At 66.5% G+C, this 18924-nt stretch carries 17 protein-coding genes and 2 pseudogenes; 8 read left to right on the forward strand and 11 right to left on the reverse strand.

All coding sequences use genetic code 11. The features are described 5' to 3' along the window. Positions 1-9 precede the first annotated feature (9 nt). Together Q0964_RS08210 and Q0964_RS08215 are read right to left on the reverse strand one after the other, a co-directional pair. Positions 10-195: pseudogene (locus tag Q0964_RS08210) on the reverse strand (dipeptide epimerase); the annotation flags it as partial. Positions 196-270: 75 nt separating this feature from the next. Beyond that, positions 271-1284 carry an N-acetyltransferase DgcN family protein gene (locus Q0964_RS08215; RefSeq protein ID WP_299265816.1) on the reverse strand — a complete coding sequence of 338 codons (1014 nt, stop codon included), beginning with the start codon at positions 1282-1284 and terminating at the stop codon, positions 271-273. A 76-nt stretch (positions 1285-1360) separates the two neighbouring features. Between Q0964_RS08215 and Q0964_RS08220 the strand changes: the two genes are divergently transcribed. Continuing rightward, entirely contained in the window at positions 1361-2689 is a 1329-nt protein-coding gene (locus Q0964_RS08220) for a hypothetical protein (protein WP_299265819.1), read from the forward strand. Here the strand turns inward: Q0964_RS08220 and Q0964_RS08225 are convergent. Next, on the reverse strand, positions 2682-3569 hold the full coding sequence (locus tag Q0964_RS08225; protein ID WP_299265821.1) for a Vms1/Ankzf1 family peptidyl-tRNA hydrolase: 888 nt from the start codon (positions 3567-3569) through the stop codon (positions 2682-2684). The genes Q0964_RS08220 and Q0964_RS08225 overlap by 8 nt on opposite strands. Before the next feature lie 27 nt (positions 3570-3596). Then, entirely contained in the window at positions 3597-3989 is a 393-nt protein-coding gene (locus Q0964_RS08230) for a DUF5802 family protein (protein WP_299265823.1), read from the reverse strand. 291 nt (positions 3990-4280) lie between these two features. On the opposite strand from Q0964_RS08230, the gene Q0964_RS08235 reads away from it, so the two are divergent. Both Q0964_RS08235 and Q0964_RS08240 read left to right on the forward strand, forming a co-directional pair. Then, a complete protein-coding gene (locus tag Q0964_RS08235; protein WP_299265826.1) occupies positions 4281-5243 on the forward strand; it encodes a hypothetical protein in 963 nt (320 codons plus the stop codon). A gap of 46 nt (positions 5244-5289) precedes the next feature. Beyond that, positions 5290-5943, forward strand: a complete 654-nt coding sequence (locus Q0964_RS08240; protein ID WP_299265829.1) for an ArsR/SmtB family transcription factor — start codon at positions 5290-5292, stop codon at positions 5941-5943. 1 nt (position 5944) lies between these two features. Here Q0964_RS08240 and Q0964_RS08245 read toward each other — a convergent pair whose 3' ends face one another. Then, positions 5945-6511, reverse strand: coding sequence for a hypothetical protein (locus Q0964_RS08245; protein ID WP_299265831.1), 567 nt, complete (start codon positions 6509-6511; stop codon positions 5945-5947). A gap of 108 nt (positions 6512-6619) precedes the next feature. Here Q0964_RS08245 and gatD point away from each other — a divergent pair, with 108 nt between their 5' ends. After that, the gene (gene gatD / locus Q0964_RS08250) at positions 6620-7885 is read left to right on the forward strand and encodes a Glu-tRNA(Gln) amidotransferase subunit GatD (RefSeq protein ID WP_299265834.1); all 1266 of its coding nucleotides are present in this window, start codon (positions 6620-6622) and stop codon (positions 7883-7885) included. A 1-nt stretch (position 7886) separates the two neighbouring features. Next, positions 7887-8840 (forward strand): GNAT family N-acetyltransferase, encoded by a 954-nt coding sequence (locus Q0964_RS08255; RefSeq protein ID WP_299265837.1) that lies wholly within the window; start codon positions 7887-7889, stop codon positions 8838-8840. A gap of 317 nt (positions 8841-9157) precedes the next feature. Here the strand turns inward: Q0964_RS08255 and Q0964_RS08260 are convergent, their stop codons facing one another. After that, positions 9158-9436, reverse strand: a complete 279-nt coding sequence (locus Q0964_RS08260) for a ubiquitin-like small modifier protein 1 (protein WP_299265840.1) — start codon at positions 9434-9436, stop codon at positions 9158-9160. Between the two features lie 942 nt (positions 9437-10378). Here Q0964_RS08260 and Q0964_RS08265 point away from each other — a divergent pair. Continuing rightward, positions 10379-11545, forward strand: a complete 1167-nt coding sequence (locus Q0964_RS08265; RefSeq protein ID WP_299265843.1) for an NAD-binding protein — start codon at positions 10379-10381, stop codon at positions 11543-11545. A gap of 3 nt (positions 11546-11548) precedes the next feature. On the opposite strand, the gene Q0964_RS08270 is transcribed toward Q0964_RS08265, so the two are convergent. The 4 genes from Q0964_RS08270 to Q0964_RS08285 all read right to left on the reverse strand — a co-directional run bounded on the left by Q0964_RS08270 (position 11549) and on the right by Q0964_RS08285 (position 15828). After that, on the reverse strand, positions 11549-13183 hold the full coding sequence (locus tag Q0964_RS08270) for an HPP family protein (RefSeq protein ID WP_299265846.1): 1635 nt from the start codon (positions 13181-13183) through the stop codon (positions 11549-11551). Between the two features lie 70 nt (positions 13184-13253). Further along, entirely contained in the window at positions 13254-13979 is a 726-nt protein-coding gene (locus Q0964_RS08275; protein ID WP_299265848.1) for a nucleoside phosphorylase, read from the reverse strand. A gap of 45 nt (positions 13980-14024) precedes the next feature. Next, a complete protein-coding gene (locus Q0964_RS08280) occupies positions 14025-14693 on the reverse strand; it encodes a hypothetical protein (RefSeq protein ID WP_299265851.1) in 669 nt (222 codons plus the stop codon). 292 nt (positions 14694-14985) lie between these two features. Further along, positions 14986-15828, reverse strand: a complete 843-nt coding sequence (locus tag Q0964_RS08285) for a DUF63 family protein (RefSeq protein WP_299265853.1) — start codon at positions 15826-15828, stop codon at positions 14986-14988. A gap of 80 nt (positions 15829-15908) precedes the next feature. Between Q0964_RS08285 and deoC the strand changes: the two genes are divergently transcribed. After that, positions 15909-16559: a deoxyribose-phosphate aldolase gene (gene deoC / locus Q0964_RS08290; RefSeq protein WP_299265855.1), complete on the forward strand. Its 651-nt coding sequence runs from the start codon at positions 15909-15911 to the stop codon at positions 16557-16559. Between the two features lie 48 nt (positions 16560-16607). Continuing rightward, on the forward strand, positions 16608-17867 hold the full coding sequence (locus tag Q0964_RS08295; protein ID WP_299265857.1) for a tRNA (N(6)-L-threonylcarbamoyladenosine(37)-C(2))-methylthiotransferase: 1260 nt from the start codon (positions 16608-16610) through the stop codon (positions 17865-17867). 15 nt (positions 17868-17882) lie between these two features. On the opposite strand, the pseudogene Q0964_RS18450 reads toward Q0964_RS08295, so the two are convergent. Next, a pseudogene (locus Q0964_RS18450) lies at positions 17883-18613 on the reverse strand (sporulation protein). Positions 18614-18924: the final 311 nt, after the last annotated feature.

Genomic DNA, 18924 nt, shown 5'->3' on the forward strand with positions numbered 1-18924 from the left:
CCGGGCCCCTCACGTCTCCCGCGCACCCGTCCCTGCCCGGCCCGCGTTCGACAGGTTGCCCTCGCCACCCGGCATATCGATACCCTCGAAGGAATCGTTCGCGAGCAACAGCGACCCGTCCAGGTCGGCGTAGTCCGAAAGCGGTGTGAACTGAGCCGCCGTCGCGGTGGACGCGTTGGTTTCGGTCATGCAACCGGTCGTCGCGCTGTCGAACGGTTCGTGCGGTTCGAGAGCGTACCACTCGAAGTCGGTGGTCAGGGGTATGACAGGTCAGTCCAGCGCGTCCAGTAGTTCGCCAGCGCCGAAGCGGACGGGGTCGGTCGCCGGCGCGTCGATGGCCGTCGCGTACTCTATCACCGCCCGATTTGCGTCGGCGTCGTCCAGCCCACTCGTGTCCAGCGAACCGGCGGCGACGGTCGTATCCGCGACGGGGGCTGCCAGGTCTTCGTACAGTGCAGCGACCTCGGAAAGCGGTGGGATCTCGACGGACTCGTAGCCGTGAATCGCCTCGCGGCCGGCTTCGTGACAGCAGACCAGCGCGTCCGGCATCGCCCCGTGGAGGATACCACACGTCACCGCCGAGTAGGCGGGGTGGACGACCGACCCCTGTCCCTCGACGACCAGCAGGTCGTGGTCGTCGCCGCGCTCGCGGACCATCCGCTCGACCGCGCCCGCGACGAAGTCGCTCGGAACGCGGTCGACGACGACCCCCCAGTTCGCTAACAGGACACCGGTCTGGCCCGTCGGGACCAGGGCGGCGTCGAGTCCGCGCTCGCGGGCGGCCGCGACGAGTTCGGCGCTCGTGGTCATCTTCCCGGTCGAACAGTCGGTGCCGACGGTCAACACCACCTCGGCGTCGACCTCGTGGGCGCGGCCCTCGCTGACGGTGCAGTCCTCGAGTGGCCGGCGCAGGTCCCGGAGTTCCGCGCCGTGTTCGTCGGCGAGTGTGGTGAACTCCTCGTCGTCGCCGAAGAAGTAGTGCAGCCCCGAGAGAACGTCACAGCCGCGTTTGATGGCCCTACGCACGTCGGGCCGCCAGGACTCGTCGAAATCGCCGCCGACCGGGGCGACACCGACCACCAGTGCGTCCACCGGGTGGGGCACGTCGTCGATACCCGCAACGATGGGGGCGTCCTGTCCGTCCGAGAGGTGGTCGCTGACGCGCTCGCCGGCGCAGTCGCGGTCGAGGACGGCAGTCACATCGTACTCGGCGTATCGGAGGACGCCGACGGCAGTCTTCGCGCGGTCGGGGAACCGCTCGTGTGCGAGAACGGCGACGTTCATGCGGAGATGCTCGGTCGGCCGGGCAATAAACGCTGACACCTGGGGATTTTTGTATCAATATTACATCACTCCGGGTATGCGCCGTCTGACGACAGCGCTCCTGGTGGGGGGCGTGCTGGTACTCACACTCGTCGCCACGCCGGCGGCGGGCGCACAGTCCGCGGCCGACAGGAACGAGACGGTCGTCGGCGTCGAAGTCGATACCTGGGCCGTCACGGGTATCACCATCGACGGGAATACAACGGAGCAGACCCGTCAAAATGTGGCCACCAACCTCAGTATCCCGGCCGACAACGTCCTGTTGCAGCCGGCGAACGGTACGGCCGAGGTGTTCGGTGCCAACCTGACGACGGCTACTATCGCAGACGGGTTCGCCGCGACCGGTTTCTCGCCGAACGCGGTGCGTCGAGGGGCCACCGACCGCACGCGGGCGACCGTCGTCGGCATCCTACAGGCCAGACTCGAAACGAGTGGAATCAACGCCACCGCAAGGACGGTCACCGTCGACGGGATTCCACACGTCGTCGTCACGGGCACGAACCGGACCGCGGTGGGTGCGATTCTCCAGAACCAGGGGCGGGTCGAGGTCCTCGCACGCTACCCGGTCACGGAAGACGACCGGACCGTCTACCGTGAGCGGAACATCCTCTCCAACGAGGACTTCGTCCGCGTCGGGCCGGCGGCGGCGAGTCGCCCCTTCACCAACCGGCCGACCGTCGAGGTGTTCCTCGACGTCGAATCGGCGCGTGCGGCCGCCGAGACGCTACAGCGTGCCGGCTTCACCGACGACGGCGTCACGGGATGCCCGGACGACGCCGCCGAAAACCCCGGCGAGGCAGAGGGGTACTGTCTGTTCACCGTGTTCAACGGCGAGGTCGTCTCCGCGAGGTCGCTGGGCGGGGGTCTAGCCTGGGCGATCAACTTCCAGGAGTACGAGGAGGACCCCTCGGTCTTTCTCATCGCCGAGTCGATAGACGAGGCCAGACAGCTGTCCGCGACGCTCCGGAGTGGTACGTTCCCGGTCCCGCTGTCGGTCACGCCGCTCTCCGAGTCGGTCAGAGACGCCGCACTGGAGACCGGGAGCGAGTCGGTCGACATCGGGACGGTCGGCGAGCCGACCGACACGCCTATCAATATTCGGACGCCCGAGACGCCTGTGAGCGTCGAGACGCCCAGTACACCCGCGAGCGTCGAGACGCCCGGTACACCCGCGACCGACGCTTCCGTGAGCGAAGACCCGGCCGACGTGACCACGGCTGACACGGCCGGAGCCGACGAGTCGACCGACGGCTCGACCGGAACGGTGACCGTCACCGACGCGAGCGGACCCGGCTTTTCCACGGCGACGGCACTGGTCGCGCTGACTCTCGCGGTCGTGTCGTTGCTCGCCGCGCGGCTCAGATAGTGCGTAACTGCACGGTCCAGAAGTCCCGGAACGCGTCCCTCAACGCGGGTTCCGGGTCCCCGGTTGCGTCGACTGTGGCTGTCACGTCCGCGACCGTCGAGAACTCCGGGAGGACCGTGCGCTCGCCGACGACGTACAACGGGTCGGTCGTCCGCTCCTCCAGGGCCTCCAGACAGCGGTCGAGGTGTGAGTCGATCTGTTCGTCGCGGAGTCGCTCGAACCGGGCCTGCGAGAATCCGCCTTTGGAGTGCTGGCTCGTGAGGGCCGAGTCAAACCCGTGGAATGCGGTTCGCTCGCGTCCGGCGTACTCGCCCATGGCGAACAGGTCCGACCGGACCAGCGCGAGGGTGAACGACTCGCGGGGTGTGAACCACGACCGGGCCAGTTGGAACCCGTCGTCCCACTCGACGAACGGGTCGGGCGGGGCCGGCGTGGAGAGCGTCGCGCTCACGAGGCCGGCGTCGTCGGTCACTGCGAGGCAGGGCGCGGCCTCGGCGACCAGCGTCGCACGTCCAGCGAAAGCGTCCCGCACCGCGTCGGGCGGGTCGTCGGCAACGTAAGCCGTCAGCGCACCCTCCGGGTCGGTCTCGACGGAATCGAGACGGTCCAGCACCGCAGTCAGCCGGTCGTCCTGGAGCCGTTCGCGTCGGCGGTAGTCGAGTGATGCCTCCGCGCTGTCGAGGCGCTCGACGGTGCCTTCCAGATCGGCGATGCGGTCTTCGAGGCGGTTGGCCCGCTCCTGGGCGTCCTGGCGGGCGCTGGCGGCGTCGGCGCGCCGCTCCTGCTCGGCCTCGAGTTGTCGCTCAAGGTGACGCTTCTCCTCTTCGAGTTCCTCGATTCGGTCTTTGAGTTCGGCACGCCCCAGCAACTCGTCGAGCATCACCGGAAAGGACGGTGGGGAGAGGGCTTAAATTGCGGGGCCGCCCGAGCCGTCGTCGAGGTCGTCGACTGCAACGCATCCGTCGGTCATCGCCAGCAACTGTTGGGCGCGGTCGGCCTTCGCCAACAGGACTTCCGTCAGCGTCGGCGGATTCTCGACCCGCGTGTCTTCGAGCACCGACGGTGGCACGGCAAGTGTGTCCTGCGGGATGTCCGCCGCGCCGATGACCGGAAAGTGTCGCTCGTCGACTTTCATCACCAGCGGCCGGTCGAGTCGCTCCGCACCCTCGCCGTCGCCGTCGGCATAGAGTTCCTCCGTGACCCACTCGTGTTGTACACGACTGATAGCTGCGGTCTCACTCTCGCCCGGCGTCACGTACAACCGACCGAGGTAGTACCCGCTCGAGAACCGCTCGAACATGCTATATGATGACAGGTACCACATCAGCGTAAAAAAGTCTTGGCCAGAGCGCTTATATCGTCGCGTTTTCGGCGGCCTTCGAGCCTGACAGACGGGTTCCGGTGCTGATATCGGGACGGACGGCCGGTGGCGCCGCCGGTTACGACGGAGCCGCTCGGAGTTCCATCCAGGCTCGGCAGCAGAGCAGGCCGTGTAAACGCTATTGGACGGTCTGGAGTCGTGAGAGAGGCGAGTGAACAGTGAGGACGGGTGTCCGCTTTTTTCTGCGTTACGGGAGTAGAGACGTTCAGTATGAGTGCGCATGGGACGCCGCTGGTCGCAATCGCCGCCGTGGTTGGCATCGCGCTCGTCGCCGTTCCGGTAATCGGTGCCGTCGGTAGCATCGCGCCGGCGAGTGACGGAGCGGGAGCCGTCCAGGCGAACGGGACCGACAATGCGACGGCCGATACCGCGAGTCTCGGGACCCGGATCTCGTCGTTCATGCAGGCGAGCACTGTGGAGGCCGACAGCTCCGTCGAGGCGGGCATGTGGGCCGCAGAGTACAACCGGACGGACAGCAGCGAGCGGCCGGCCGTCGTCGAGTCCCGAATCGATCGGCTGGAGCGCCGGAGTGAGCGGTTACGCGACCGGATGTCGCGACTCCAGTCGAGACACGAGAACGGCACAGTCCCGCGGGTCGCCTACAGGGCACAGGCGAGCAGACTCACCGCAGAGCTGGGCGCGCTCGACGAATCAATCAACGAGACGAGTGACAAGGCACAGAGTGTCGGCGTGAACACGTCCCAACTCGACCGGCTCAAGACAGAGGTACGGAACCTGAGCGGGCAGGAAGTCGCGGCCGTCGCGCAGGACCTCGGCGTCGGCCGGCCAGACCACGCCGGCCCGCCCGACGACGTGAGTTCGTCGAGAAACACGACGGGCGACGACCAACCGGGGCCGCCGGACGACCGGGGACGGAGCAGCGACCGACCGGCCACCGATGCGGACGACTCCTCGGCGGTCGGTGACTCGACGGGCAACAGGGACCCGAACAACAGCGAGCGCGACGGGTCCGGTGCGGATGGCAGCGAGGGCGGTGTCGGCACCGACGGAGCGGGCGATACCGCTGAGCGCGCGGCCGACGATGGTGGAGGGACGGAAGACGACGCTGACGACACTCCAGGCAGGGGCAGTTCCGAGAACGACGAATCGGACGGCGGCCAGAACGGCCGTTTCGGCGGCGGAAACGGTGGCGGCCCGCCTGGTCGGAGCTGACTGCGGCCAGTTAGCCTTTTATTCGATCATCGCTTACGTCAGGTAAATGGATTCGGCCGAGCTGCTCAATCTCCTGGGAAACGAAAACCGTAGACGTATCCTGCGGCTGCTCGCCCGGAAGCCCTGTTACGTGACCGAGATCAGCGAGTATCTCGGTGTGAGTCCAAAGGCAGTCATCGACCACCTCCGAAAACTAGAAGCGGCCGGTCTCATCGAGAGTCGAACCGACGACCAGCGCCGGAAATACTACTTCATCTCGCAGAATCTCCGGCTTGAGGTCAGCGTCTCACCGTACGGATTCGGCGCGAAAAGCGCCTATCCGGCGAGTCAGAGCCTCGACGTGACCGCCAGCTGTCGCCACCTAAAAATCGACCTGAATACACGTGATCCCGCGGACCTGACCGACGTAGCGACTGAACTCGCGCGACTCGAGCAACTGGAAAACGAACTATCGATGGCCCAGCGGTGGGTTCAGGGCCGACTCGCGGCCGTCATGGAACAACTCGGCGAGCGGCTGGACGTGGACGACACACGTCTGTACGCCGACGTCTTGAGCGCACTGGTCGACGGGCCGGAGACGACCGAAGCAGTCGTCGAAGCCGTCGAGGCACCACCGCCGGTCGTCCACGAGGCGTTGACCGAACTCGAAGAGAACGGGATTCTCGCCCGGAAGGGCGGCCGGTGGCAGCTCGTCGAGTGAACTAAACATCCCCGGTCAGCCCGGCCCGCAGGTCCCGCCCGAAGTAGTGACCGAGGAGTGCTGCGAGTGCGCCGAACCCGACGCCGACGGCGACGAGCGGCACGCCCGGCCCGACCGCCGTCAGAACCAGGTTCCCGAACAGCCAGCTAATCCCCGACGCGAGCGCGCCGCTGGCCGACACCTCGACGTAGCGGCGACGCCCGCTCATCAGACCGGTCCCGAACGCCACCGAAGCGACTCCGAGGAGCCCGCCGATGGAGCCGAAAGGGAGGGCCATCCCCGCCAGCAGCATGCCGGCGACGCTGGCGACCGACAGGAGCAGGAACGCCCGGAGCGAGAACAGTCCCTCGACGGGGGCGGTCAGGCGCGACGAGAGCGCGCTGAACGGCGCGCGAACGGCAGTGCGGAGTCGGCCGGTGATTCCCGAGTCGCCGGTGTCGCTGGAGGGTGGTGGCGAGGGCTCGGTCCCGGTCGCCGGTTCGTCGTCGAGTCCCAGCGTCGCGTCGTCAAGCGGGTCCTCGATGGCGTCGTCGGCCGGCCGGGTCCGTTGGTCGGAACGTTCGGCCATACCTGTTATTGTTCGCCCGGCGATGTGAGTCTTTTCCCGCGGTGGCAGAGTCGGGGGCCAGACGGCCGGAAGGATGGTTTCAAGTCCGGCGGCGCGGTAGACGGAAGTATGAACCCAGGGGACCGGATTCGCGTCGAGCGCGCGAACCGGACGTACGAGGGCGTGCTGTTGCCATCGACAACGGACGAGAACCTCGTCGTCAAGTTGGAGAGCGGGTACAACGTCGGCGTCACCCGAGAGGAAGCGACGGTCGACGTGCTCGAAGCCGACACCTACGACGTGGAAAGCGCACAGGACGCCGAGGGCGAGTCGGCTATCGAGTTCGACGACGACCTGCCGACGATTTCGCTGATTTCGACCGGCGGCACTATTGCCTCGACGGTCGACTATCGGACGGGCGCGGTGACCGCACAGTTCGACGCCGAGGACGTGCTACGGGCGGTTCCGGACCTGGCCGGCCGCGCGAACTACCGGGGACGGGTCGTCGCGAACATCCTCTCGGAGAATATGACCCCCGACGTGTGGCAGGACCTCGCACGCGCCGTGCACGAGGAGATCGAAGCGGGCGCGGACGGCGTCGTCGTCATGCATGGCACCGACACGATGCAGTTCACCGCCGCCGCCCTCGCATTCATACTCGACACCCCCGTCCCCGTCGTCTTTACCGGCAGTCAACGCTCCGCGGATCGACCCTCCTCGGACAACGTGATGAACGCCGTCTGTGCGGTCGAGGCGGCCAAGTCCGACTGCGCCGAGGTCACGGTCTGTATGCACGCCGACGAGGCCGACGAGTGCTGCGCGCTCCATCGCGGGACCCGCGTCCGCAAGAACCACACGTCTCGCCGGGACGCGTTCGAGACCGTCGGCTCGGAGCCGCTGGGCGAAGTCGACTACGAGAACTGTGAGAGCCACGAGACCGAAGCAGTCACCCTCCGCCGGGAGTACGCCGAGCGCGGCGAGACAGACCTCGCACTGCACGATGCGCTGGAAACCGACGTGAGTCTCGTGAAGTTCACGCCCGGAACCGACCCCGAGATGCTCGAAGCCGCAGCCGAGAGCGCACCCGGTGTCGTCATCGAGGGCACTGGACTGGGCCACGTCAACACCGACTGGATCGACACCGTCACAGACGTGGTCGACGCCGGGACGACGGTCGTGATGACCAGCCAGTGTCTGGAGGGCCGGGTCTGTGACCGGGTGTACGACACCGGTCGCGACCTGCTCGACGCCGGCGTCATCGAAGGCGAAGACATGCTCCCGGGGACCGCGAAGGTGAAATTGATGTGGGCGCTCGGGAATGCCGACGACCCCGCCGGAGCCATGCGCGACCCGCTGGCCGGCGAGATACAGACCCAGTCACGGCCATGGACCTAAGATGAGCGACTCAGGGGGCGGCGACGAGAAAACGGACGCTCCAGCCGTCGGCGTCCGGCAGGCCCGCGCCGACGACCACGACGGGGTCGTCGGCTTCACCGACGACACCTGGCCGGACCGCGACGTCAGTGACTACCTCCCACGTGTGTTCCCCGAGTGGGTCGCCACCGACGGTCCCGACCAGCGGACGTTCGTGGCGACGGTCGACGGCAGCCCTGCAGGTGTCCTACAGGCGGTACTCCTCTCCGGCCACGAGGCCTGGGCACAGGGGATGCGTGTCGCCCCCGACGCCCGCGGACTGGGACTGGCACACCGCCTCACCGGAGCCGTCTTCGATTGGGCGGTCGGGCGGGGCGCGACCGTCTGTCGTACCCTCGTCTTCTCCTGGAACGTGGACGGGTTAGCCACTTCCAGAGGCGTCGGGTTCGAGCCCGCCACCGAGTTCCGGTGGGTGCATCCCGAACCCGATGCCCGGGCTGTGAGTGACACGAACCACACCGTCACCGACCGCGCGAGCGCGGCTTGGGGCTACTGGCAGCGCAGCGACGCCAGTCGAGCGCTCCGGGGGCTGACGCTCGCGTCCGACGAATCCTGGGCCGTCCGGGAGTTGACTCGTGAGAGGCTTCGGCGACTCGCCGACGAAAAGAGAGTGTTCACAGTGCACGCAGAACGCGGCGGGACGCGAGGGATGGCCTACCGTGCCCGCGACTACGAACCTGGCGAGGGCGACGAGCGGGTCGCGGAGTACGGCGTCGCCGCGTGGGCGAACGTGCCGGCTGCCCGTGCGCTGTTCGCCGCGATATCGCGGGACGCGGCCGCGGTCGATGCGGATCGGACCCGCGTGTTGATACCCGAAACGCCACGAGCGGTCAGCGACGCGGCCTACACGGGCGTCGAACTCGGGGCGGAACCCGACTTCGTGCTGGAGGCCGATCTGACCGGTCGCGGCGCGTGACTGTCTCAACTGTGGAAACTGTTCGAGGGCGCTGGCAGAGCTGTTCGCCTGGCCGACACGCTGTGCGACCCGACGATTAGGGCCTCGTGCGGTGTCGTGTTGTGCAGTTCGCCGGTGCTGTCCGCCCTCACTGAGGCACTGACGGGTGCTTCGGGTGACTCGTGGCTTGCCGGGACGCCTCTGGAGACCCCTCTCACGAACGGGTCCGTCGGTCTCGGGTCGTTCGTCGCGTCCGAGGACGTCGTCTGTGTGACCGGTGTCAGCCATGCCCGGGCCGTGCTGGCCGAGGGTCATGAGCCGCGTGACCGATTTCGAGTTTACCCGCCGCTGACCGGTGGGAACAACGCGAGTTCGTCGCCTGCCTCCAGTTCGGTGTCCCGGCCCTCGGCGGAGACAAACGGGTTGTCCCCGTTGTGGAGGACGCGGATGTGGTCGCGCAACTCGCCGTCGTCGTCCAGAACCTCCGCGGCGAGTTCGGGGTGGGCGTCGAGCAGTGCGTCGAGCGCGTCGCCGAAGGTCGCCCCCGGCTGGACGTCGACCGCGACGTCCGACTGGCCGACGACTTCCTTGAGGTTGGCGAACAGCTTCCACTCCATACCGGCAGGAGCGGCCGCGGCGATAAAAGCGGTTCTGCTTCGCTCGTCGCCCACGCCGTTCGCGGGCGCGTCCTACCCAGCCCACGTTCGACGGGCCTTTCGACGGACGAGTCACGCGGCTCACGGGTCCCGACGGTCACCGTTCGCTCGTTCGGCGACGCACGCTTCGAGTTCCGAGGCGCACAGGGCTACCAGGACTGTGGACGACGTCCCGCGAATCTCGGCTCTGAACTCGTCGGACAGCGGCGAGTCCCTCCACGTCCGACACGTCGCCGACCACGTCGATGTGGACCTGTCCCGCCGCGACCAGATCGAGACCCCGGTGACGTAATTGAACCCGAAGCCCGGAGTCCGCGTGACCGGCGCGGGGACGACACCGGTGAGAAACTCGACGTGGCCTCCTCCTCGTCATAAACGGAGCGGGAGCGAAGCTCCCTCAAGCAGTCGGGCGTAGCCCGACGACGGCGAGGCTCCCCGAACCACACCGCAGGTTTGGGAGAGTTGCTGGTTTGCAGACCGGTCGGCATAACGGGTCTCCTGGCGGGGCCAGACCGCCGTTACTCCTATCCACAGAGGGATTCGGAGTTACCGTAATTAGGAATCCAGCGGCCCGAAGGGGATTCCCTCGAACGTGGATTTCCCGAATCCAATAGTATTCGGTTACTCGGGCGGTTGAGGCCGCTTCGGTGTATATCATGATATATGTTCAAGGAAAGTAAATCTCAGGATGGAGAAAACGGGTGAATGCGTCCTGAGGTGGACGCGATTCACGCCCGCCGTGAACGGCGGGATTCTCTCGCTGTATCAAGATAGATTCCGAGCAGAATCTCGACCGGAACGAACGCTACGGGCTGGCTGAGACCGCCTCGTCGAAGACAGTACCGCCAGGTGGCGACCGTCCGGTCCGGCGGCTTTATCAGCTCTCACGTCGGACGAGAGCGTATGGCGTCCCGGCGCGCGTTGTTCGGTACTCGGGTGACGGTGTTGCTGGTGACGCTCGTCGCGGTCCTCTCGTTCGCAACGGGTGTCGTCTATATTGGGACGACACAGGTCGGCCCTCTCGACGCGTACGTCCCCGAGAGTGTCGAACAGGCTGCCGGCTTCACCGGCGCACTCACGGGATTCCTGATGCTCGCGAGCGCGCTCGGCCTCAGGCGAGGGCTCCGCGTCGCCTGGTACTCGACCGCACTGCTGTTGCCCGCCACTGCGGTCCAGGGACTGGCTCAGTCGGGTCAGAGCCGCTACCCGCTCGCACTCGTCGCCCTCTCCCTGCTCTCGCTCCCGTTCGTTTTGCGCGACTACGGCCGGTTCGACCGGCGGGTGGACCTCTCGATAACGCAACTCGCGGCGATGGCCGCGCTCGTGGGTACGACGGTGTACGGGACCGCCGGAACCTATCGGCTCCGCGCGGAGTTCGAGAACGTCGAGACCCTCCTCGACGCCGTCTACTACACCATCGTCACTGCGAGCACGGTCGGGTACGGCGACGCGGTCCCTGTCACACAACAGGCCCGCCTTTTTTCAGTCTCCGTGCTGATTCTGGGCGTGGCGAGTTTCACCCTCGCGCTGGGGTCGCTGCTGGGCCCGGCCGTCGAAGCGCGGTTCGCGCACACACTCGGTATCATGACAGAACGACAGTTCGGACTGCTCGAGGACCACGTCATCGTTCTCGGCTACGGCGATATGACGGAAGCGATCATCGAAGAACTCTCCGGGTCGACACCGTTCGTCGTCATCACACCGGATCAGGACGCGGCGGCGGCACTCAGCGCCCGCGACGTCGCGGTGCTGTCGGCCGACCCCAGCGACGAGGAACCGCTCCAGCGCGCGAGCATAGAGAACGCCCGCGCGATGGTCGCCGCAACCGACAGCGACGCCAACGACGCGCTGGCGATTCTCACCGCCAAGTCACTCACCCCCGAGGTCCGGGTCGTCGCCGGTGCGACGGATCGGGAGAACGTCGAGAAACTCAGGCGAGCAGGCGCAGACACGGTCATCAGCCCCATGGTCATCGGCGGCCACCTGCTCGTCGAGTCGGCACTGGGCGACGACGACGTGGAGTCGCTGGCCGGGCAGTTGAGCGGTGACGAGACCGGGGAGAACAACTGACCGTCAGCGGTAGCGGTTGCGGTCCACGATGGCCACGTCGCAGTCCAGGTCGCGGATGCGCTCGAACGTCGGCGGGGAGACCAGCCGCGAGGCGCGACTCCGGTCCATGCTCGCACCCAGAAACACTATGTCGTGGTTGGTTGCGGTTTCGGACAGGAACTCCTTGATGTGGTCGCGCGAGACACGCGTCTCGATTGAGCCCTCGAACGTCTCGACCAGATCCGAGAGCATGTTCTCGGCGCGGCGGCGGTTCCCGTCGCCGTGCAGACAGTGTGCGACGCCAACGCGGCCGGTCCGGCCGGTCAGTCTGAGTCCGAAGTCGATCATCGCGTGGGCCACGTCGCCCGCCTGCCGAACTGGCACGAGAACGCGGTGCCAGCGGGTCTGGCCCGCGGAGGACCGGTGGACGAGCACGTCCACGTCGCCGCGAAAGAGGACCCGGACGAACGACGAGAGGCTGCCGTGGTGCTGTTCGTACGGCGTCGCAATCAGGTCGCAGTTCGTCTCGTGTGCGGTCGAGAGTACCGTCGAGGCGGGCGTCCCGCCAGTCGTGGTGACGACGGCTTCGCACGGCACGCCGACTTTCGTTTCGATCTGTGCGGCCTGTTCTTCCAGTCGGCTGGCGGCAGTCGAGGCGGCGCGATGCTCGGCCATCTCGTCGAGCGGGTTTGTCTCGAGTTCGTCGTCTGCGGTCGGAGTGACCGGGTCGCTGGCGTCCGAGTTCGCCTCCGGGTCCGTGTGGCCACCGTCGGGTCTGTGCCCCAGGGAGGCCTCACTCGCGTCACTCGTCCGAGCGCCGTTGGTATCGACGCTGTCCCTCCGTTCGAGCAACCGTCGCTCGGCGGCGGCCACCTGTTCGTCGTCGACAAGGTCCAGCAGGACGACCTTCCCGGCTTCGTGGGCACCCGCCAGTTCCGCGGCCAACATCGCCGTCGCCTCGGCCTCGTCGGTCCGCATCGGAACCAGTACGTGGTCGTCGCCTTTGGTCGACTGGTAGAGATACCGTGCCCGTTCCTCGAAGAAGGCCTCGCGCCACACCAGAAAGACGCCGGCGACCAGCGTCGAGGAGGCGAGGACACTCCCGACGTGCGCCAGGCGCGGCGTGAGCGCAACCGACACGCCCGCCAGCACGTCGAGCGTAAGGGAGTTCGCGCCGCTGACGTCGATGACGTGAACTAACAGTGCGCTTGAGTACGCGGATGCTTCTTCGACGGTGAGTAGCCAGGTAACGAGTCCCGTCAGGAAGACGGAAAACGCCGCGGCGCCGGGGTCCACGGCGGTCCGGCCGGGCGTCGCCCAGAGTCCAGTCGCGACACCGTACGCGAACCAGCCACAGAGCGCGCCGACGGTCAGGCCACCGACGAATCGTGTCGGCGAGGCGTACTCACTCTCCGGTCTGGCAAAGAGCGTGTACGTCCCCGCGGCCAGTGGCGGAAAGAGCAGGAAGGGCAGCACCGACACCAGGTTCGAGAGCCACGTGACGACGGCGATGAGCAGCGGAACGAACACTAGTACCGAGAGGTGAGCTAGGTTCCGTGTGTTCTCCAGCCAGCGACGGACGGTCCACAGTTCGCGGCGCTCGAACCGGCGTACCCGTGCCCGCGCCGACGCGAGACGTTCACGCACCCGGTCGCGCATAGCACCGATTAGCGAGCCGTCCACTTCAAACGCCCGCCGACGATCGGTATCGAGGCGGTCGGCACCGACCTCAGACGGTCGTCGCGGCGTCCAGCGATATTTCGATCGCTCGCTGGATGTTGTTTTTGGCCTTCGCCGGGAGTTCGTCGTCCTCTGTCTCGCCTTTCTGTGTGCCGTCGACCAGATTGCCGTCGACGGTGCAGATGGCACCCGCGGCCATGTTCTTGCGCCGGGCCAGTGAAAAAATCGCCGCGGCCTCCATCTCGACGGCCAACAGTCCCGCAGCCTCCCAGCGCTCGACGTACTCCTCGGTTTCGGCGTAGAAAGCATCGTCCGTGGTGACCGGCCCGACGTGGACGTCCTCGTCGTTCGCTTCCGCGCTGTCCACCAGTGCCGAGAGGACGGCGTAGTCGGGGACTGCGGGCACCGTATCGGCCTCGTAGCGACCGGTCGTCCCCTCGTCTTTGGCCGCCCCGGTCGCGACGACCATGTCGCCGATTTCGATGCCGGACTGGAGCGCGCCGGTCGTCCCGACCCGAATTACCGTCTCGACGCCGACCGCGTGGAGTTCCTCGACCGCGATAGCAGCCGACGGACAGCCGACTCCGGTCGAGCAGATCGTCAGGTCCTGCCCCTCGTAGGTGGCGTTGACGAGTTTGTATTCGCGGTTCTGCGTGACCGTCGCCGACTCGTCGCAGGTGTCGGCGATGCGGTCGACGCGACCGGGGTCACCCGGCAGAAGCGCGACGTCCGCCAGGTCTCCCGGTTCGACCAGTAGGTGTGGTTGTTTGGCCATACTCGTGATTTAGCCAGCGACTACAAAATGGGCAGGGGTCGGCACTCAGGACTTCGAGTCGTCACGGCCCAGCAGGCGACCAACCGGGCCGACGAACTGCGAGAGTGAGAGGTCGGTCGACTCGAAGTACTTTTTCCCTCGGTACGCGCCACGAGCGGGGAACCCGATGAGGAAAAAGACAGCCGCAGTCAGAAAGATCGGAACCGGCGACACCGGTAGCAGTGACTGCTGGACGATTCCCTCTACGAGCAACAGACCGAGCAGGAATACGCCTGCCAGGACCGAATGCCGGCCGAGGCTCCCGATAAACGCCCAGCGTGGGCTGTCGGTCTCCAGCGGTTCGTCGGTGTCGTCGACCCCAACCGACGGGGACGACGGCGTGCCAGACGCCTGGTCCGGGGTAGCAGGTGCAGGTCCGCCATCGGCCGTGTCGGTGGGCCCTGCCTCCGGTTCAGCCGCTACGGAGTCCGGTTCGGGCACTGCGCGCCACCACACGCGGCCGACTCCCACGTCCTTCGAGTCGAGTTCGTTCCGGGTTACGAGGTCTTCCAACCGGTTCAGGGTGGCCCGCTTCCCGATCGGCAGCTCCTCCGCGACCTCCGAGGTGGTCAGGACCGGATCGTCCGTCCCCTCGAAAACACTCAGAATGTTCTCGTCCCGCGCCTTCTGGGCGGGTGCCCGCGGATACTCCTCGGAACCGGAGTCAGAGGGCATATAAACCCATATTTCTTCCATACGCATTAATCTATGGGATTTTATACGTCCGCGTCGGGCCTGTCTGGTCCGAATTTCGTCTTTACGAAGTAAGGTTCACGAGCAGTAATCTTTATACTCTCGGGAGAATAGATATGCGATGAGGGCGTCCGGTGGGAGTAGGAGTACGCCACTCCAGGTAACCACCGCGCGTCCGAAACCTCACCGGACGGACCACACCCAACACCACGGGGCTGACCGGTACCGACCCTCACTCTCCTTCCCTTTCGGAAAACTCACTCCACAGCAAAGCTTACGCCAGTCCTGCCGCGGCGAACAACAGAAGATTGTGCGTTCCCGGCCCGAGTCCGACGGCCGCGACTACGCCGAGCGCTGCGTTGCCCTGCACTGGATCCTCCTGAATAAAGTCCGCGAACAACAGCAGGACGGCGGCCGCAATCAGGAGTTTCACGAGGACGAACAGCCACCCTTGGCCGATGGCCGACGCCGTCGGTAACGAGCCGGCGAACTCCATAATCGCCGCCGGAATCGGGCTCCGCTCACCGCTCCCGAGCAGGTCGACACCGACGGCCGTCGAGACGCCGTCAAGTGCGTGACCGAACACCGCGACCACTCCAAGTGTACCGGTCCGTGCCGTGGCCGTTGAGCGGACCTGATAGAGGAGTGCGTAGGTGACGACCGCGGCGACTGTCGACACGACCAGCGCGACCAGGGGCACGACCGGGGCAAACGTCCCCCGAGCCGTCGCCGTCTGCACGACCAGTGCGGCAGCGGCCAGCGTCGTCACGCCTCCGGTCACCGCGAGCGGGGTCGAGGCCCGTCGGTCGGCGAGAGCCAGTCCGGCCCAGACGAGGCTGGCGACGAGGAACGTCGTCGCGTACACCGCAGGCGCGCTGAACAGTGGCGCGAGAGCGGCCGGCAGCGGCTGAACGTCCGGACGCTGCTGTAACTGGTAGAGAACGTGAAACGCGGCACCGGCCGTCATCCAGGGCGTGAACGCAACGACCAGTCGCTGCGTGACCGGTGGACGACGAGTCAAAAGCGCTGCACCGACGATGGTACCGACGACCGCCAGGCCGAGGAGATACGGCACCCCGGGGACGACCAGCCCTTCGGGGAGTATCTGGAGTAACATGGCGAACGGGGGTCGCGCAGCGGCCGAAAGCCTTCCGGTCGGCCACGTCGATTTTTACTCCGCGGGACGCTATCCCGTGTATGGACGTACCTGGGCGGGTCGACCACACGGTGTTGGGACCGGCGACCACCGGCGAAGACGTACTAGCCGTTCTCGACGAGGCAATCGCGTACGGCACGAACGCCTGCATTCCCCCGTGCTACGTCGAGCTGGCGTCGAGCTACGCACCCGAGACGACGGTCGCGACCGTAATCGGCTTTCCGCACGGGCAGCACACACCGTCGACGAAGGCCGAGGAAGCCGAACTCGCCTGGGAGGACGGCGCCGACGAGCTCGACCTCGTCGCCAACGCGGGTCGTCTGCTCGCCGGCGAGGACGACGACTACCGGAACGAGGTCGCCGAGGTCGTCGCGGCGACGCCCCTGCCGGTGAAAGTCATCGTCGAAGCCCCGCTCTTGACTGACGAGGAGAAAACACGGGCGGCCGAACTTACCGCGGCGGCCGACGCCGACATGCTCAAGACCGCCACCGGGTTCACCGACGGCGGCGCGACGGTCGCCGACGTGGAGTTGCTGAGCGAGTCCCTGCCGGTGAAGGCGAGCGGTGGAATCGGTTCCTGGGAGCGCGCGGAGGCGATGCTCGACGCTGGGGCGGAACGAATCGGGGCTAGCAGCGGCGTCGCCATCGTCGAAGAGTGGCGGGCGGCGACCGGCGGGTCCGAGAGCGCGTGACCGATTCGTCGCGTTTTTGCTCGGCGAGCACGGAGTAATGGGTAGCGAATGGCCCGCTATCACATCGAGACGTACGGGTGTACCTCAAACAGAGGTGAGACCCAACAGATCGAGCAGGCGCTGCGTGAGGGGGGCCACCACCCTGTCGACGGCCCACAGGCGGCCGACGTGGCCATCCTCAACACCTGCACAGTTCTCGAAAAAACGGAACAGAATATGCTCCGGCGGGCCAAAGAGTTGGACGCAGAGACTCCCGGAGACCTCGTAGTGACTGGCTGCATGGCGCTCGCACAGGCCGACCTCTTCCACGACGAGGATGTCGACGCCGAGATTCTCCACTGGGACGAGGTGCCTGACCACGTGCTGAACGGCGAGTGCCCGACCGTCACCGACGGGACCGAACCCGTCCTGAACGGGGTCGTCGGCATCCTCCCCATCGCCCGGGGCTGTATGAGCGACTGCTCGTACTGCATCACCAAGCAGGCGACCGGTCGAATCGACAGTCCTTCGATCGAAGAGAACGTCGAGAAGGCCCGCGCGCTCGTTCACGCAGGCGCGAGAGAGATTCGTATCACCGGTCAGGACACCGGCGTTTACGGCTGGGACACCAATCAGGGCGAGAGTCTGCTGCCCGAACTGCTCGACCGGGTCTGTGATATCGACGGCGAGTTCCGCGTCAGGGTTGGGATGGCTAACCCGAAGGGCGTTCACGGCGTCCGCGAGGACCTCGCCGCGGTGTTTGCCGAGAACGACGAACTCTACAACTTCCTGCACGCGCCCGTCCAGTCGGGGAGCGACGACGTCCTCGCAGACATGCGCCGCCAGCACGCCGTCGCCGAGTACGTCGAGGTCGTCGAGGCCTTCGACGACCGTCTGGACTACTGGACGCTCTCGACGGACTTCATCGCCGGCTTCCCCACCGAGGAGCCCGAAGACCACGAGCAGAGTCTGGCCCTGATGGCGGAGACCCGACCCGAGAAGATCAACGTCACGCGGTTCTCGAAACGGCCCGAGACCGACGCCGCCGAGATGAAGGGGCTGGGCGGCCAGACGAAGAAGGACCGCTCGAAGGCGCTGACGAACCTGAAGATGGACCTCGTAGGACAGGCCCACGAGGAGATGGTCGGCACCGAGCAGTCGGTGTTGCTGACCGAAGACGGCACCGAGACGTCACTGGTGGGCTACGACGAGGCCTACCGGCAGGTCGTCATCGCCGACGCCGAAGAGCGAGGGCTGACAGTGGGCGACACCGTGGACGTGGAGATTGCGAGCCACAATACGGTGTACGCGTTCGGTGAGCCGGTCTGACCCAACTCGGTGCGGTCAGAGCCCGCGGTCGATAGCCGACTCGAACTTCCGGGCCAGTTTCTCCTCGTCGTCGACACCCTCGAAAGAGACCGTCGTCACGGACTCGTCGGCACCGGTCGTCTCGACCAAGGCGTCGGCGTCGCGGTCGACATCGACGATGAACTCCACGCTGTCCGCGTCGGGCAGCGGCACGACTTCGAGTTCGTCGAGTTCACCGACGTACTCGCCGGTCCGGGGCTCGAACTCGAACTCCTGAACGAAGTTGTACTCGGTCGTCAACCGGCCGTGTTCGTCCGCGATGTTTTCACACTGTCGTAGCGGAAACCGAGTGCGTCCATCGCTTCCAGCAGGTCACGAGTGCGCTCGTCTGGCTGGACCCGCAGGTCGTCCGTATCGTCCGGGTCGACCGAATAGGCGATGTCGAGACCGGTTTCGACCCAGACGCTCGCACCGCCCATCGTCACAGGCGTCGCCGGTGGAATCTTCAGTTCCACGTCCACAGCCCACTCGTCCCCGGCCTCGACGGTGAACCCCTCGACGAGAGTGCCCTCGTCGACGACGCCCGTCCGGCGCGTGTCGTCTGCGGAGTACCGCGTGAGGAGCGCGTAATACACCTCCTCGGTCGTCTGGTCGGAACTCCCGCCGACGACCTCGACGTCGGCGTCGACCGTCTCACCCTGTGTGACGGTGGTATCCGAGAGAACGAGGTCGACCGCCGCGGAACCGGTTCCGACGCTCGACAGGATTCATTTCATTACGCCTGTTGGTTCGCTCACCTGAGTTGTATATTTGCAGGTTATCGGAGTCCAGACACTACCGGCAGGGGGTTCGTTCGGCGGCCTCCTCGTCTCCCTCGCCGAGTTCCACCCACAGGAGTTGCCTCGAGTCGAATCCGGCACCAGCGGCCGGTCAGGGGCGACACGGCGACGACCGCCAGACTCGGCCGGTCGGTCGGAACGATGCCGATACCGACGCGTGAGACCGAACGCTCGAGGGAGCCAGCATGGTAGACACGGGCGCACGGCCCGTCGTCGCGGCTCGGAGGGTGCGTCTCGAG

It is taken from the genome of Halorientalis sp. (genome assembly GCF_028275115.1).
Taxonomy (GTDB): Archaea; Halobacteriota; Halobacteria; order Halobacteriales; family Haloarculaceae; genus Halorientalis.

Excerpts from the sequence above, each read along its gene's own strand:
- Q0964_RS08215 (WP_299265816.1), bottom strand. The coding sequence starts at position 1,284 with ATGAACGTCGCCGTTCTCGCACACGAGCGGTTCCCCGACCGCGCGAAG.
- deoC (WP_299265855.1), top strand. The coding sequence starts at position 15,909 with ATGGACGTACCTGGGCGGGTCGACCACACGGTGTTGGGACCGGCGACC.
- Q0964_RS08265 (WP_299265843.1), top strand. The coding sequence starts at position 10,379 with ATGGCGTCCCGGCGCGCGTTGTTCGGTACTCGGGTGACGGTGTTGCTG.
- Q0964_RS08255 (WP_299265837.1), top strand. The coding sequence starts at position 7,887 with ATGAGCGACTCAGGGGGCGGCGACGAGAAAACGGACGCTCCAGCCGTC.
- Q0964_RS08260 (WP_299265840.1), bottom strand. The coding sequence starts at position 9,436 with ATGGAGTGGAAGCTGTTCGCCAACCTCAAGGAAGTCGTCGGCCAGTCG.
- gatD (WP_299265834.1), top strand. The coding sequence starts at position 6,620 with ATGAACCCAGGGGACCGGATTCGCGTCGAGCGCGCGAACCGGACGTAC.
- Q0964_RS08280 (WP_299265851.1), bottom strand. The coding sequence starts at position 14,693 with ATGCCCTCTGACTCCGGTTCCGAGGAGTATCCGCGGGCACCCGCCCAG.
- Q0964_RS08270 (WP_299265846.1), bottom strand. The coding sequence starts at position 13,183 with ATGCGCGACCGGGTGCGTGAACGTCTCGCGTCGGCGCGGGCACGGGTA.
- Q0964_RS08230 (WP_299265823.1), bottom strand. The coding sequence starts at position 3,989 with ATGTTCGAGCGGTTCTCGAGCGGGTACTACCTCGGTCGGTTGTACGTG.
- Q0964_RS08235 (WP_299265826.1), top strand. The coding sequence starts at position 4,281 with ATGAGTGCGCATGGGACGCCGCTGGTCGCAATCGCCGCCGTGGTTGGC.
- Q0964_RS08285 (WP_299265853.1), bottom strand. The coding sequence starts at position 15,828 with ATGTTACTCCAGATACTCCCCGAAGGGCTGGTCGTCCCCGGGGTGCCG.
- Q0964_RS08245 (WP_299265831.1), bottom strand. The coding sequence starts at position 6,511 with ATGGCCGAACGTTCCGACCAACGGACCCGGCCGGCCGACGACGCCATC.
- Q0964_RS08275 (WP_299265848.1), bottom strand. The coding sequence starts at position 13,979 with ATGGCCAAACAACCACACCTACTGGTCGAACCGGGAGACCTGGCGGAC.
- Q0964_RS08220 (WP_299265819.1), top strand. The coding sequence starts at position 1,361 with ATGCGCCGTCTGACGACAGCGCTCCTGGTGGGGGGCGTGCTGGTACTC.
- Q0964_RS08295 (WP_299265857.1), top strand. The coding sequence starts at position 16,608 with ATGGCCCGCTATCACATCGAGACGTACGGGTGTACCTCAAACAGAGGT.
- Q0964_RS08225 (WP_299265821.1), bottom strand. The coding sequence starts at position 3,569 with ATGCTCGACGAGTTGCTGGGGCGTGCCGAACTCAAAGACCGAATCGAG.
- Q0964_RS08240 (WP_299265829.1), top strand. The coding sequence starts at position 5,290 with ATGGATTCGGCCGAGCTGCTCAATCTCCTGGGAAACGAAAACCGTAGA.